The 13,289-nt window shown below is 53.8% G+C and carries 19 protein-coding genes; 18 read left to right on the top strand and 1 reads right to left on the bottom strand.

Going from position 1 to position 13,289, the window contains the following annotated elements; all coding sequences use genetic code 11:
• Positions 1-35: 35 nt before the first annotated feature.
• Positions 36-380, top strand: a complete 345-nt coding sequence (locus PS053_RS05600; RefSeq protein ID WP_001468348.1) for a YdfR family protein — start codon at positions 36-38, stop codon at positions 378-380.
• Here the strand turns inward: PS053_RS05600 and PS053_RS05595 are convergent.
• The gene (locus tag PS053_RS05595) at positions 346-618 is read right to left on the bottom strand and encodes a hypothetical protein (RefSeq protein ID WP_000370545.1); all 273 of its coding nucleotides are present in this window, start codon (positions 616-618) and stop codon (positions 346-348) included. The two genes, PS053_RS05600 and PS053_RS05595, sit on opposite strands and share 35 nt — an antisense overlap.
• Positions 619-723: 105 nt before the next feature.
• Here PS053_RS05595 and PS053_RS05590 point away from each other — a divergent pair, with 105 nt between their 5' ends.
• The 17 genes from PS053_RS05590 (at position 724) to PS053_RS05510 (ending at position 13,275) form a co-directional block, all read left to right on the top strand.
• The gene (locus PS053_RS05590) at positions 724-1,257 is read left to right on the top strand and encodes a lysozyme (protein ID WP_000992106.1); all 534 of its coding nucleotides are present in this window, start codon (positions 724-726) and stop codon (positions 1,255-1,257) included.
• Positions 1,254-1,691: a lysis protein gene (locus PS053_RS05585; protein WP_059257242.1), complete on the top strand. Its 438-nt coding sequence runs from the start codon at positions 1,254-1,256 to the stop codon at positions 1,689-1,691. The genes PS053_RS05590 and PS053_RS05585 overlap by 4 nt, the downstream gene beginning before the upstream one ends.
• A gap of 202 nt (positions 1,692-1,893) precedes the next feature.
• Positions 1,894-2,490: a Rha family transcriptional regulator gene (locus tag PS053_RS05580; protein ID WP_262933659.1), complete on the top strand. Its 597-nt coding sequence runs from the start codon at positions 1,894-1,896 to the stop codon at positions 2,488-2,490.
• Positions 2,487-2,690, top strand: coding sequence for a hypothetical protein (locus tag PS053_RS05575; protein WP_054413177.1), 204 nt, complete (start codon positions 2,487-2,489; stop codon positions 2,688-2,690). The genes PS053_RS05580 and PS053_RS05575 overlap by 4 nt, the downstream gene beginning before the upstream one ends.
• A gap of 617 nt (positions 2,691-3,307) precedes the next feature.
• Positions 3,308-3,553 (top strand): hypothetical protein, encoded by a 246-nt coding sequence (locus tag PS053_RS05570; protein ID WP_000122987.1) that lies wholly within the window; start codon positions 3,308-3,310, stop codon positions 3,551-3,553.
• Between the two features lie 264 nt (positions 3,554-3,817).
• On the top strand, positions 3,818-4,363 hold the full coding sequence (locus PS053_RS05565) for a terminase small subunit (protein ID WP_000453567.1): 546 nt from the start codon (positions 3,818-3,820) through the stop codon (positions 4,361-4,363).
• Positions 4,338-6,263, top strand: coding sequence for a phage terminase large subunit family protein (locus PS053_RS05560; RefSeq protein ID WP_149540987.1), 1,926 nt, complete (start codon positions 4,338-4,340; stop codon positions 6,261-6,263). The genes PS053_RS05565 and PS053_RS05560 overlap by 26 nt, the downstream gene beginning before the upstream one ends.
• Positions 6,260-6,466, top strand: coding sequence for a phage head-tail joining protein (locus tag PS053_RS05555; RefSeq protein ID WP_000198152.1), 207 nt, complete (start codon positions 6,260-6,262; stop codon positions 6,464-6,466). The genes PS053_RS05560 and PS053_RS05555 overlap by 4 nt, the downstream gene beginning before the upstream one ends.
• Positions 6,463-8,064, top strand: coding sequence for a phage portal protein (locus tag PS053_RS05550; protein WP_059217885.1), 1,602 nt, complete (start codon positions 6,463-6,465; stop codon positions 8,062-8,064). Before PS053_RS05555 ends, PS053_RS05550 begins: the two co-directional genes overlap by 4 nt.
• Positions 8,045-9,364, top strand: a complete 1,320-nt coding sequence (locus tag PS053_RS05545) for a S49 family peptidase (RefSeq protein WP_151402187.1) — start codon at positions 8,045-8,047, stop codon at positions 9,362-9,364. Before PS053_RS05550 ends, PS053_RS05545 begins: the two co-directional genes overlap by 20 nt.
• A gap of 9 nt (positions 9,365-9,373) precedes the next feature.
• A complete protein-coding gene (locus tag PS053_RS05540; RefSeq protein ID WP_001299443.1) occupies positions 9,374-9,706 on the top strand; it encodes a head decoration protein in 333 nt (110 codons plus the stop codon).
• 55 nt (positions 9,707-9,761) lie between these two features.
• Positions 9,762-10,787: a major capsid protein gene (locus tag PS053_RS05535; protein ID WP_161538483.1), complete on the top strand. Its 1,026-nt coding sequence runs from the start codon at positions 9,762-9,764 to the stop codon at positions 10,785-10,787.
• 42 nt (positions 10,788-10,829) lie between these two features.
• Positions 10,830-11,225 (top strand): DNA-packaging protein FI, encoded by a 396-nt coding sequence (locus PS053_RS05530; protein WP_273774735.1) that lies wholly within the window; start codon positions 10,830-10,832, stop codon positions 11,223-11,225.
• 11 nt (positions 11,226-11,236) lie between these two features.
• A complete protein-coding gene (locus PS053_RS05525) occupies positions 11,237-11,590 on the top strand; it encodes a head-tail joining protein (protein ID WP_032151592.1) in 354 nt (117 codons plus the stop codon).
• Between the two features lie 11 nt (positions 11,591-11,601).
• On the top strand, positions 11,602-12,135 hold the full coding sequence (locus tag PS053_RS05520; protein ID WP_273774731.1) for a phage tail protein: 534 nt from the start codon (positions 11,602-11,604) through the stop codon (positions 12,133-12,135).
• Positions 12,132-12,527 (top strand): phage minor tail U family protein, encoded by a 396-nt coding sequence (locus PS053_RS05515; RefSeq protein ID WP_273774729.1) that lies wholly within the window; start codon positions 12,132-12,134, stop codon positions 12,525-12,527. Before PS053_RS05520 ends, PS053_RS05515 begins: the two co-directional genes overlap by 4 nt.
• A 7-nt stretch (positions 12,528-12,534) precedes the next feature.
• Entirely contained in the window at positions 12,535-13,275 is a 741-nt protein-coding gene (locus PS053_RS05510) for a phage tail protein (RefSeq protein WP_032330267.1), read from the top strand.
• Positions 13,276-13,289 lie beyond the last annotated feature (14 nt).

Genomic DNA, 13,289 nt, shown 5'->3' with positions numbered 1-13,289 from the left:
AGACAAGCGTAAGGCTGCACGGGGAGAGTAATTCAATGACTCAAAACTATGAACTGATTGTGAAAGGGATCCGCAATTTTGAGAATAAAGTTACGGTAACTTTAGCGTTACGGGACAAAAAACGCTTTGACGGTGAAATTTTTGACCTGGACATCTCGCTGGACCGTGTTGAAGGTGCCGCGCTGGAGTTTTATGAGGCAGCAGCCAGAAGGAGCATCAGACAGGTCTTCCTGGATGTTGCTGCCGGGTTATGTGAAGGGGATGAGCTGTCGCCGGAAAAGCGCCCCATAATTTTAGAGGCGCAGAATGTGTGGATAACCTACAAAGGAAAGCTACCGGGAAGAATTACTGGTTCTCTGAAGACTCCGCCGAAATGGTAATTTCACCAGCATATTTTTCTTCCAGTAATACCGCCAGCCACTTGAAAGAATTTTGTTGTTGCTGGGACCATTTGGGGTTGAGTGATTCAAGCTGGAGCGATGCCAGTGTTGGTTGCATTTGTTCCTTGGGAATTGAGAATGCCAGATATGAAAATGCGACAGTAAGGGCATTTACATCATCCCGAAGCTTGGAAATGCAGTCGAGCAACTCCTGTAGAGAAATGGTGCTATTGTCCATAAACAATCCTCTCTATTGTATTTAACTATTCCTTGCCTGATTCAACAGGCCGGGACAGATAAACATATCCAGGGTTCAGAAACCGATAAATCCTGATAAATATCCATGAACGCAAAAATCAGATACGGCCTGTCGGCTGCCGTTCTGGCACTGATTGCCGTCGGTGCGCCTGCGCCTGATATTCTCGACCAGTTTCTGGATGAAAAAGAAGGTAACCACACAACGGCATACCGCGATGGTTCCGGCATCTGGACCATCTGTCGGGGTGCCACGGTGGTGGATGGAAAACCCGTTTTTCCCGGTATGAAACTGTCGAAGGAAAAATGCGACCAGGTTAACGCCATTGAACGGGATAAGGCGCTGGCATGGGTGGAGCGCAATATTAAAGTGCCACTGACCGAACCACAGAAAGCGGGTATAGCGTCATTTTGTCCCTATAACATTGGCCCCGGTAAGTGTTTCCCGTCGACGTTTTATAAGCGGCTGAATGCCGGTGATCGTAAAGGTGCATGCGAGGCGATTCGCTGGTGGATAAAAGATGGTGGGCGCGATTGCCGCATACGTTCAAATAACTGCTATGGACAGGTTATTCGTCGTGACCAGGAAAGCGCATTAGCCTGTTGGGGGATAGATCAGTGAGCAGAGTCGCCGCGATTATTTATGCTCTGGTTATCTGCATCATCGTCTGCCTGTCATGGGCTGTTAATCATTACCGTGATAACGCCATGACCTACAAAGAGCAGCGCGATAAAGCCGCATCCATTATCGCTGACATGCAGAGGCGTCAACGTGATGTAGCAGAACTCGACGCCAGATACACAAAGGAGCTTGCTGATGCTAACGCGACTATCGAAAGTCTCCGTGCTGATGTTTCTGCTGGTCGTAAGCGCCTGCAAGTCGCCGCCACCTGTGCAAAGTCAACGACCGAAGCCAGCAGCATGGGCGATGGAGAAAGCCCAAGACTTACAGCAGATGCTGAACTCAATTATTACCGTCTCCGAAGTGGAATCGACAGGATAACCGCGCAGGTTAACTACCTGCAGGAATACATCAGGACGCAATGCCTGAAATAATTTTTTTTGCAAATCACAAAGTCAATTTAATGAGCCTCGCGATGCGGGGCTTTTTTTACATCTGAATTTCACAGCGTATCGCAGCGCGTAACAATCCCGAGTCTTTCAGAAAGCTGAGCCTGAGAACTGCCGTATAGGTGAGGACCTCTCGGGGACGGCTTTTCTGTGCGAACAGGCTCAACTTTCTAAAGGAAATACCGACATGAACAAATCATTAACCGTTCTTCCTTCTGGCGAATACCCGACCATGAGCAGTCTTGAGATGGTGGATTACATTAATGCTGATCGGAAATCCAAAGCGGAGGCGGAGGGGCTTGCGTTCCCCTGTAAGAAATATCGCAAACTCGAACACCGCAGTTTCATGAAGAAAGTACCCAAGGTCCTCGGGGATGCAGCTGCAAAATTTTTTGCAACTGATACCTATATCAACGGAACAGGTGGTGTTGTGGAGAGGGATATTTACAATTTTCCCAAGCGTGAAGCTTGCCTCATGGCAATGAGCTACAGCTATGAGCTTCAGGCGCAGGTGTATGACCACATGACTGAGCTTGAGAGGGGGAAGGACATTAACCTTCTCGATTTCTCTGGCCTGACCGATATGGCAATCAGCGAAATGCAAAACCGTGTCGCGGCTGCTGAGAAGTTCTCATTTGAAATGCACGGTCAAGCAGGTAGCGCTCTCATGACTCGTCGGAAGAAAGAGAAGAAGGCCATTAAAAAGGCTGAGCAGCTTGTGAAGGATCTGATTCAGTTCAAGCTATGTGACATGGGGGATTTCCCTGATGGTAAACCAGCATGACTCCGATTGATTTCATACATAAAAATGTAACAACCGAGTTAATAAAGTTTGGATACGACCAAAACGCGGCTATGACTGGCGCTGACATGGCGGTGGAACATTACCGCCGTTGTTCACAAGCCAGCAGAAAAGGCCGAATTTTCGATGACTGCCTGTACATTGCAAAACAGTGGGCAGGTAAACAGAAAGGGAAAAAATGACAGTCTGAGAGCCACTTTCACAACGGCTCTCCATTACAAAGCCCATCTACTGGTGGGCTTGATAATGGCTTATACCCTACACGGGATAACTTAACTGATATCCCTTTTAACGGATAAAGGTGTTCAAGCCTGACACATCATGCGCTGTATCGTCGCTGTATTCCCGCATTAACCATGACCGTAGCCCGATGGGGAACTCCTCTGCGCGAGTGTGCGGAAATAATCAAAAACGATGCACACCGGGTTTTTACCGCGCTAATGATTCGCGGGTTTGTCCCTCATGCTCGCCAGTCCTGTGCGAGGGTGGAAGAAACAGGGCATGTATTCAGGAGCGTGCGACCACGGTCGCACGGTATATTTGTCAGGAGGTTGTGATGAAAGAGTCGCAGAAATTTAATTCAATAATGGAACGATTCTGTTCTCCTGAGCGAGAGGCTTACAATATGCATTCATTGAACGCCTGTTGTAATATCGCCAAACATTAATCAGGTGCACGAGATGTCGGCTAATACTGACCCTGACGAAATGTGGCGCTGCTTTAATCTGAAAGATGGTGCAGACGACCTGTAGTTCGCATCCATTCCTGATTACCCTATTCAAGTTGATGAGACAGAAACATGACAGCTGCTAAAGAGCAGATTGAATATGAGCTAAATGTATTCTTCGCGTCCGCCCTTGGTGATGTGTTTAAAAGTTGCCGACTGGCTGAAAGCGTATTGGATTACCAGATCTCTACTGTTAGTTTTCCAACGGAAAAAAACGCCTGGCTGGAGCTAGGTGAATTACCCGTGATTATCGAGTTGTCTAACGGACGTCGCTTTGAGATTAGTGCGTCTGAATGGTTGCAAATCACACCGCTTTAAATTAAGCCCGCAGCCCACCTTGGCTACTGGCATTCGCTAGTAGCTGGGTCCTTTCCAGCGATCCGGCAGGCTACGGGGCGGCGACCTCGCGGGTTTTCGCTATTTATGAAAATTTTCCGGTTTAAGGCGTTTCCGTTCTTCTTCGCCGTAACCTAATGTTTTTATTTAAAACACCCCCTGAAAAGAAAGGAAACGACAGGTGCTTAAAACGGGCTTTTTGGCCTCTGTCGTTTCCTTTCTCTGTTTTTGTCCGTGGAATGAACAATGGAAGTCAACAAAAAGCAGCTGGCTGATATTTTCGGTGCGAGTATCCGTACCATTCAGAACTGGCAGGAGCAGGGAATGCCCGTTCTGCGAGGCGGTGGCAAGGGTAATGAGGTGCTTTATGATTCTGCCGCCGTCATAAAATGGTATGCCGAAAGGGATGCTGAAATTGAGAACGAAAAGCTGCGCCGGGAGGTTGAAGAACTGCGGCTGGCCAGCGAGGCAGATCTTCACCCCGGAACACTTGAATTTGAGCGCCATCGCCTGACTCGTGCTCAGGCGACGGCGCAGGAACTGAAAAATGCCAAAGAATCGGCTGAAGTGGTGGAAACCGCATTCTGTACTTTCGTGCTGTCGCGTATAGCAAGGGAAATATCCAGTATTCTCGACGGTATTCCTCTGTCGGTGCAGCGACGTTTTCCTGAGCTGGATAACCGGCATATTGATTTCCTGAAACGGGATATCATCAAAGCCATGAACAAAGCAGCCGCGCTGGATGAACTGATACCGGGGTTGCTGAGTGAATATATCGAACAGTCAGGTTGACAGGCTGCGGCATTTTGTCCGCGCCGGGCTTCGTGCCCTGTTCAGGCCGGAGCCACAGACCGCCGTTGAATGGGCGGATGCCAATTACTATCTTCCGAAAGAGTCCGCATACCAGGAAGGGCGCTGGGAAACACTGCCCTTTCAGCGGGCCATCATGAATGCGATGGGCAGCGACTACATCCGTGAGGTGAATGTGGTGAAGTCTGCCCGTGTTGGTTATTCCAAAATGCTGCTGGGTGTTTATGCCTACTTCATAGAGCATAAGCAGCGCAACACCCTTATCTGGTTGCCGACGGATGGTGATGCCGAGAACTTTATGAAAACCCACGTTGAGCCGACCATCCGCGATATTCCGTCGCTGCTGGCGCTGGCTCCGTGGTATGGCAAAAAGCATCGGGATAACACGCTCACCATGAAGCGTTTCACCAATGGGCGTGGCTTCTGGTGCCTGGGTGGTAAAGCGGCAAAAAACTACCGTGAAAAATCGGTGGATGTGGCGGGTTATGATGAACTTGCTGCCTTTGATGAGGATATTGAACAGGAAGGCTCTCCGACATTCCTGGGCGATAAGCGTATTGAAGGCTCTGTCTGGCCAAAGTCCATCCGTGGCTCCACGCCCAAAGTGAGAGGCACCTGCCAGATTGAGCGTGCAGCCAGTGAATCCCCGCATTTTATGCGTTTTCATGTTGCCTGCCCGCACTGCGGGGAGGAGCAGTATCTTAAATTTGGCGACAAAGAGACGCCGTTTGGCCTCAAATGGACGCCGGATGACCCCTCCAGCGTGTTTTATCTCTGCGAGCATAATGCCTGCGTCATCCGCCAGCAGGAGCTGGACTTTACTGATGCCCGTTATATCTGCGAAAAGACCGGGATCTGGACCCGTGATGGCATTCTCTGGTTTTCGTCATCCGGTGAAGAGATTGAGCCACCTGACAGTGTGACCTTTCACATCTGGACAGCGTACAGCCCGTTCACCACTTGGGTGCAGATTGTCAAAGACTGGATGAAAACGAAAGGGGATACGGGAAAACGTAAAACCTTCGTAAACACCACGCTCGGTGAGACGTGGGAGGCGAAAATTGGCGAACGTCCGGATGCTGAAGTGATGGCAGAGCGGAAAGAGCATTATTCAGCGCCCGTTCCTGACCGTGTGGCTTACCTGACCGCCGGTATCGACTCCCAGCTGGACCGCTACGAAATGCGTGTATGGGGATGGGGGCCGGGTGAGGAAAGCTGGCTGATTGACCGGCAGATTATTATGGGTCGCCACGATGATGAACAGACGCTGCTGCGTGTGGATGAGGCCATCAATAAAACCTATACCCGCCGGAATGGTGCAGAAATGTCGGTATCCCGTATCTGCTGGGATATTGGTGGTATTGACCCGACAATTGTGTATGAACGCTCGAAAAAGCATGGGCTGTTCCGGGTGATCCCCATTAAAGGGGCATCCGTCTACGGAAAGCCGGTGGCCAGCATGCCACGTAAGCGAAACAAAAACGGGGTTTATCTTACCGAAATTGGTACGGATACCGCGAAAGAGCAGATTTATAACCGCTTTACACTGATGCCGGAAGGGGATGAACCGCTTCCCGGTGCTGTTCACTTCCCGAATAACCCGGATATTTTTGATCTGACCGAAGCGCAGCAGCTGACTGCTGAAGAGCAGGTCGAAAAATGGGTGGATGGCAGGAAAAAAATACTGTGGGACAGCAAAAAGCGACGCAATGAGGCACTCGACTGCTTCGTTTATGCGCTGGCGGCGCTGCGCATCAGTATTTCCCGCTGGCAACTGGATCTCAGTGCATTGCTGGCGAGCCTGCAGGAAGAGGATAGTGCAGCAACCAACAAGAAAACACTGGCAGATTACGCCAGAGCCTTATCCGGAGAGGATGAATGACGCGACAGGAAGAACTTGCCGCTGCCCGTGCGGCACTGCATGACCTGATGACAGGTAAACGGGTGGCAACAGTACAGAAAGACGGACGGCGAGTGGAGTTTACGACCACTTCCGTGTCTGACCTGAAAAAATACATTGCTGAGCTGGAAGTGCAGGCCGGCATGACACAGCGACGCAGGGGACCTGCAGGATTTTATGTATGAAAACGTCCACCATTCCCACCCTTCTGGGGCCGGACGGCATGACATCACTGCGTGAATATGCCGGTTATCACGGCGGTGGCAGCGGATTTGGTGGGCAGTTGCGGGCGTGGAATCCACCGAGTGAAAGTGTGGATGCCGCCCTGCTGCCCAACTTTACCCGTGGCAATGCCCGCGCGGACGATCTGGTACGCAATAACGGCTATGCTGCCAACGCCATCCAGCTGCATCAGGATCATATTGTCGGGTCTTTTTTCCGGCTCAGCCATCGCCCAAGCTGGCGCTATCTGGGCATCGGGGAGGAAGAAGCCCGTGCCTTTTCCCGCGAGGTTGAAGCGGCATGGAAAGAGTTTGCCGAGGATGACTGCTGCTGCATTGACGTTGAGCGAAAACGCACGTTTACCATGATGATTCGGGAAGGTGTGGCCATGCACGCCTTTAACGGTGAACTGTTCGTTCAGGCCACCTGGGATACCAGTCCGTCGCGGCTTTTCCGGACACAGTTCCGGATGGTCAGCCCGAAGCGCATCAGCAACCCGAACAATACCGGCGACAGCCGGAACTGCCGTGCAGGTGTGCAGATTAATGACAGCGGTGCGGCACTGGGATATTACGTCAGCGAGGACGGGTATCCTGGCTGGATGCCGCAGAAATGGACATGGATACCCCGTGAGTTACCCGGCGGGCGCGCCTCGTTCATTCATGTTTTTGAACCCGTGGAGGACGGGCAGACCCGCGGTGCAAATGTGTTTTACAGCGTGATGGAGCAGATGAAGATGCTCGACACGTTGCAGAACACGCAGTTGCAGAGCGCCATTGTGAAGGCGATGTATGCCGCCACTATTGAGAGTGAGCTGGATACGCAGTCAGCTATGGATTTTATTCTGGGCGCGAACAGTCAGGAGCAGCGGGAAAGGCTGACGGGCTGGATTGGTGAAATTGCCGCGTATTACTCCGCCGCGCCGGTCCGGCTGGGAGGCGCAAAAGTGCCGCACCTGATGCCGGGTGACTCACTGAACCTGCAGACGGCTCAGGACACGGATAACGGTTACTCCGTTTTTGAGCAGTCACTGTTGCGGTATATCGCTGCCGGGCTGGGCGTCTCGTATGAGCAGCTTTCCCGGAATTATGCCCAGATGAGCTACTCCACGGCACGGGCCAGCGCGAACGAGTCGTGGGCGCACTTTATGGGGCGGCGAAAATTCGTCGCATCCCGTCAGGCGAGCCAGATGTTTCTGTGCTGGCTGGAAGAGGCCATCGCCCGCCGCGTGGTTACGTTACCTTCAAAAGCGCGCTTCAGTTTTCAGGAAGCCCGCAGTGCCTGGGGGAACTGCGACTGGATAGGCTCCGGTCGTATGGCCATCGATGGTCTGAAAGAAGTTCAGGAAGCGGTGATGCTGATAGAAGCCGGGCTGAGCACCTACGAGAAAGAGTGCGCAAAACGCGGCGATGACTATCAGGAAATTTTTGCCCAGCAGGTCCGTGAAACGATGGAGCGCCGTGCAGCCGGTCTTAAACCACCCGCCTGGGCGGCTGCGGCATTTGAATCCGGGCTGCGACAATCAACAGAGGAGGAGAAGAGTGACAGCAGAGCTGCGTAATCTCCCGCATATTGCCAGCATGGCCTTTAATGAGCCGCTGATGCTTGAACCCGCCTATGCGCGGGTTTTCTTTTGTGCGCTTGCCGGCCAGCTTGGGATCAGCCGCCTGACGGATGCGGTGTCCGGCGACAGCCTGACTGCCGGAGAGGCACCCGCGACACTGGCGTTATCCGTTGATGATGACGGACCACGACAGGCCCGCAGTTATCAGGTCATGAACGGCATCGCCGTGCTGCCGGTGTCCGGCACGCTGGTCAGCCGGACGCGGGCGCTGCAGCCGTATTCGGGGATGACCGGTTACAACGGCATTATCGCCCGTCTGCAACAGGCTGCCAGCGATCCGATGGTGGACGGCATTCTGCTGGATATGGATACGCCAGGCGGAATGGTGGCGGGGGCATTTGACTGCGCTGACATCATCGCCCGTGTGCGTGACATAAAACCGGTATGGGCGCTGGCCAACGACATGAACTGCAGTGCAGGTCAGCTGCTTGCCAGTGCCGCCTCCCGGCGTCTGGTCACGCAGACTGCCCGGACAGGCTCCATCGGCGTCATGATGGCTCACAGTAATTACGGTGCTGCGCTGGAGAAACAGGGCGTGGAAATCACTCTGATTTACAGCGGCAGCCATAAGGTGGATGGCAACCCCTACAGCCATCTTCCGGATGACGTCCGGGAAACACTGCAGTCCCGGATGGATGCAACCCGCCGGATGTTTGCACAGAAGGTGTCGGCATATACCGGCCTGTCCGTGCAGGCCGTGCTGGATACCGAGGCTGCAGTGTACAGCGGTCATGAGGCCATTGATGCCGGACTGGCTGATGAACTTGTTAACAGCACCGATGCGATCACCGTCATGCGTGATGCACTGGATGCACGTAAACCCCGTCTCTCAGGAGGGCGAATGACCAAAGAGACTCAATCAACAACTGTTTCAGCCACTGCTTCGCAGGCTGATGTTACTGGTGTGGTGACAGCGACGGATGGCGAAAACGCCAGCGCGGCGCAGCCGGACGTGAACGCGCAGATCACCGCAGCGGTTGCGGCAGAAAACAGCCGCATTATGGGGATCCTCAATTGTGAGGAGGCTCACGGACGTGAAGAACAGGCACGCGTGCTGGCAGAAACCCCCGGTATGACCGTGGAAACGGCCCGCCGCATTCTGGCCGCAGCACCACAGAGTGCACAGGCGCGCAGTGACACTGCGCTGGATCGTCTGATGCAGGGTGCACCGGCACCGCTGGCTGCAGGTAACCCGGCATCTGATGCCGTTAACGATTTGCTGAACACACCAGTGTAAGGGATGTTTATGACGAGCAAAGAAACTTTTACCCATTACCAGCCGCTGGGCAACAGTGACCCGGCTCATACCGCAACCGCGCCCGGCGGATTGAGTGCGAAAGCGCCTGCAATGACCCCGCTGATGCTGGACACCTCCACCCGTAAGCTGGTTGCGTGGGATGGCACCACCGACGGCGCTGCCGTTGGCATTCTGGCGGTTGCTGCTGACCAGACCAGCACCACGCTGACGTTCTACAAGTCCGGCACGTTCCGTTATGAGGATGTGCTCTGGCCGGAGGCTGCCAGCGACGAGACGAAAAAACGGACCGCGTTTGCCGGAACGGCAATCAGCATCGTTTAACCCTACCCTTCATCACTAAAGGCCGCCTGTGCGGCTTTTTTTACGGGATTTTTTTATGTCGATGTACACAACCGCCCAGCTGCTGGCGGCAAATGAGAAGAAATTTAAGTTTGATCCGCTGTTTCTGCGTCTCTTTTTCCGTGAGAGCTATTCCTTCACCACGGAGAAAGTCTATCTCTCACAAATTCCGGGGCTGGTAAACATGGCGCTGTACGTTTCGCCGATTGTTTCCGGTAAGGTTATCCGCTCCCGTGGCGGCTCCACCTCTGAATTTACGCCGGGATATGTCAAGCCGAAGCATGAGGTGAATCCGCAGATGACCCTGCGTCGCCTGCCGGATGAAGATCCACAGAATCTGGCGGATCCGGCTTACCGCCGCCGTCGCATCATCATGCAGAACATGCGAGACGAGGAGCTGGCCATTGTTCAGGTCGAAGAGATGCAGGCCGTTTCTGCCGTGCTCAGGGGCAAATACACCATGACCGGTGAAGCCTTCGATCCGGTTGAGGTGGATATGGGCCGCAGTGCGGCGAACAACATCACGCAGTCAGGCGGCACGGAGTGGAGCAAGCGTGACAAGTCCACGTATGACCCGACCGACGATATCGAAGCCTACGCGCTGAACGCCAGCGGTGTGGTGAATATCATCGTGTTTGATCCGAAAGGCTGGGCGCTGTTCCGTTCCTTCAAAGCCGTCAGGGAGAAGCTGGATACCCGTCGCGGCTCTAATTCAGAGCTGGAGACAGCGGTAAAAGACCTGGGCGAAGCAGTGTCCTATAAGGGGATGTATGGCGATACGGCGATCGTCGTGTATTCCGGACAGTACGTGGAAAACGACGTCAAAAAGAACTTCCTGCCGGACAACACGATGGTGCTGGGGAACACTCAGGCACGCGGTCTGCGCACCTATGGCTGTATTCAGGATGCGGATGCATTGAGTGAGGGTATTAATGCGTCTCCCCGTTATCCGAAAAACTGGAAGACATCCGGCGATCCGGCGCGTGAGTTCACCATGATTCAGTCAGCACCGCTGATGCTGCTGGCTGATCCTGATGCGTTCGTGTCCGTACAACTGGCGTAATCATGGCCCTTCGGGGCCATTTTTCTCTCTGTGGAGGAGTCCATGACGAAAGATGAACTGATTGCCCGTCTTCAGGTGCTGGGTGAGCAACTGAATCGTGATGTCAGCCTGACGGGGACGAAAGAAGAACTGGCGCTCCGTGTGGCAGAGCTGGAAGAAGAGCTTGATGACACGGATGACACTGCCGGTCAGGACACCCCTCTCAGCCCGGAAAATGTGCTGACCGGGCATGAAAATGAGGTGGTATCAGCGCAGCCGGGTACCGTGACTGATACGGCTGCTCTGGTCACGGTCGTGGCACAGGTGACGCTGCATACTGATGCACTTCACGCCACGCGGGATGAGCCTGTGGCATTTGTGCTGCCGGGAACGGCGTTCCGTGTCTCTGCCGGTGTGGCAGCTGAAATGACAGAGCGCGGCCTGGCCAGAATGCAATAACGGGAGGCGCTGTGGCTGATTTCGATAACCTGTTCGATGCTGCCATTGCCCGCGCCGATGAAACGATACGCGGGTACATGGGAACGTCAGCCACCATTACATCCGGTGAGCAGTCCGGTGCTGTGATACGTGGTGTTTTTGATGACCCTGAAAATATCAGCTATGCCGGACAGGGCGTGCGCGTTGAAGGCTCCAGCCCGTCCCTGTTTGTCCGGACTGATGATGTGCGGCAGCTGCGACGCGGCGACACGCTGACCATCGGTGAGGAAAACTTCTGGATAGACCGGATTTCGCCGGATGATGGCGGAAGCTGTCATCTCTGGCTCGGGCGTGGCGTGCCGCCTGCCGTTAACCGTCGCCGCTGAAAGGGGGATGTATGGCTATAAAAGGTCTTGAGCAGGCCGTTGAAAACCTCAGCCGTATCAGCAAAACGGCGGTGCCCGGTGCCTCCGCAATGGCCATTAACCGCGTGGCCACAACGGCAATGAATCAGTCGGCGTCACAGGTTGCCCGTGAGACAAAGGTGCGGCGAAAACTGGTAAAGGAAAGGGCCAGACTGAAAAAGGCCACGGTCAAAAATCCGCACGTAAAAATCATTGTTAATCGCGGTGATTTACCTGTCATCAAACTGGGGATACGGATCACCGGAAGTCGTCCCAACAGTACGCTACGGGCCGGTCGGCATCGTTATCAGCGGGCATTTATCCAGCGATTAAAAAATGGTCGCTGGCATGTCATGCAGCGAGTAGCCGGGAAAAACCGTTACCCCATTGATGTGGTGAAAATCCCGATGGCGGCACCGCTGACCACGGCGTTTAAACAGAATATTGAACAGATACGGCGTGAACGTTTGCCGAAAGAACTGGAATACGCCCTGAAACAACAACTGAGGATTGCGATAAAGCGATGAAACATACTGATATCCGTGCAGCCGTACTGGATGCACTGGAGAAGCATAACTCCGGGGCGACGTTTTTTGATGGTCGCCCCGCTGTTTTTGATGAGGCGGATTTTCCGGCAGTTGCCGTTTATCTCACCGGCGCTGAATACACGGGCGAAGAGCTGGACAGCGATACCTGGCAGGCAGAGCTGCATATCGAAGTTTTCCTGCCTGCTCAGGTGCCGGATTCAGAGCTTGATTCGTGGATGGAGTCCCGGATTTATCCGGTGATGAGCGATATCCCGGCACTGTCAGATTTGATCACCAGTATGGTGGCCAGTGGCTACGACTACCGGCGTGACGATGATGCGGGCCTGTGGAGTTCAGCCGATCTGACTTATGTCATTACCTATGAAATGTGAGGACGATATGCCTGTACCAAATCCTGTAATGCCGGTGAAAGGTGCCGGGACCACACTGTGGGTTTATAAGGGGAACGGTGACCCTTATGCGAACCCGCTTTCAGACGTTGACTGGTCGCGTCTGGCTAAAGTTAAAGACCTGACGCCCGGCGAACTGACCGCTGAGTCCTATGACGACAGTTATCTCGATGATGAAGATGCTGACTGGACCGCGACCGGACAGGGGCAGAAGTCAGCCGGAGATACCAGCTTTACGCTGGCGTGGATGCCCGGAGAGCAGGGGCAGCAGGCGCTGCTGGCGTGGTTTAATGAAGGGGATGTCCGGGCCTATAAAATCCGCTTCCCGAACGGCACGGTCGATGTGTTCCGTGGCTGGGTCAGCAGTATCGGTAAGGCGGTGACGGCGAAGGAAGCGATCACCCGTACGGTGAAGGTCACCAATGTGGGCCGTCCGTCAATGGCAGAAGATCGCAGCTCGGTGACGGCGGCAACCGGCATGACGGTGACACCCGCCAGTGCTTCCGTAGTGAAAGGGCAGAGCACCACGCTGACCGTGGCATTTCAGCCGGAAGGTGCAACCGACAAGAGCTTCCGGGCGGTGTCTGCGGATAAAACAAAAGCCACCGTGTCGGTCAGTGGTATGACCATCACCGTGAAGGGCGTTGCTGCAGGTAAGGTCAACATTCCGGTTGTATCCGGTAATGGTGAGTTTGCTGCGGTTGCAGAAATCAACGTCACCGCCAGTTAATCCGGAGAGTCAGC

Origin of the sequence: Escherichia albertii (assembly GCF_028622335.1) — a bacterium.
Taxonomy (GTDB): domain Bacteria; phylum Pseudomonadota; class Gammaproteobacteria; order Enterobacterales; family Enterobacteriaceae; genus Escherichia; species Escherichia albertii.
The sequence above is the reverse complement of the archived record's forward strand: the minus strand, read 5'-3'. Positions and strand labels throughout refer to the sequence as shown.

Bases quoted from the DNA above. Each gene is read 5' to 3' on its own strand.
- PS053_RS05600 (WP_001468348.1), top strand. From the start codon at position 36: ATGACTCAAAACTATGAACTGATTGTGAAAGGGATCCGCAATTTTGAG.
- PS053_RS05595 (WP_000370545.1), bottom strand. From the start codon at position 618: ATGGACAATAGCACCATTTCTCTACAGGAGTTGCTCGACTGCATTTCC.
- PS053_RS05590 (WP_000992106.1), top strand. From the start codon at position 724: ATGAACGCAAAAATCAGATACGGCCTGTCGGCTGCCGTTCTGGCACTG.
- PS053_RS05580 (WP_262933659.1), top strand. From the start codon at position 1,894: ATGAACAAATCATTAACCGTTCTTCCTTCTGGCGAATACCCGACCATG.
- PS053_RS05575 (WP_054413177.1), top strand. From the start codon at position 2,487: ATGACTCCGATTGATTTCATACATAAAAATGTAACAACCGAGTTAATA.
- PS053_RS05570 (WP_000122987.1), top strand. From the start codon at position 3,308: ATGACAGCTGCTAAAGAGCAGATTGAATATGAGCTAAATGTATTCTTC.
- PS053_RS05565 (WP_000453567.1), top strand. From the start codon at position 3,818: ATGGAAGTCAACAAAAAGCAGCTGGCTGATATTTTCGGTGCGAGTATC.
- PS053_RS05555 (WP_000198152.1), top strand. From the start codon at position 6,260: ATGACGCGACAGGAAGAACTTGCCGCTGCCCGTGCGGCACTGCATGAC.
- PS053_RS05550 (WP_059217885.1), top strand. From the start codon at position 6,463: ATGAAAACGTCCACCATTCCCACCCTTCTGGGGCCGGACGGCATGACA.
- PS053_RS05540 (WP_001299443.1), top strand. From the start codon at position 9,374: ATGACGAGCAAAGAAACTTTTACCCATTACCAGCCGCTGGGCAACAGT.
- PS053_RS05535 (WP_161538483.1), top strand. From the start codon at position 9,762: ATGTCGATGTACACAACCGCCCAGCTGCTGGCGGCAAATGAGAAGAAA.
- PS053_RS05530 (WP_273774735.1), top strand. From the start codon at position 10,830: ATGACGAAAGATGAACTGATTGCCCGTCTTCAGGTGCTGGGTGAGCAA.
- PS053_RS05520 (WP_273774731.1), top strand. From the start codon at position 11,602: ATGGCTATAAAAGGTCTTGAGCAGGCCGTTGAAAACCTCAGCCGTATC.
- PS053_RS05515 (WP_273774729.1), top strand. From the start codon at position 12,132: ATGAAACATACTGATATCCGTGCAGCCGTACTGGATGCACTGGAGAAG.
- PS053_RS05510 (WP_032330267.1), top strand. From the start codon at position 12,535: ATGCCTGTACCAAATCCTGTAATGCCGGTGAAAGGTGCCGGGACCACA.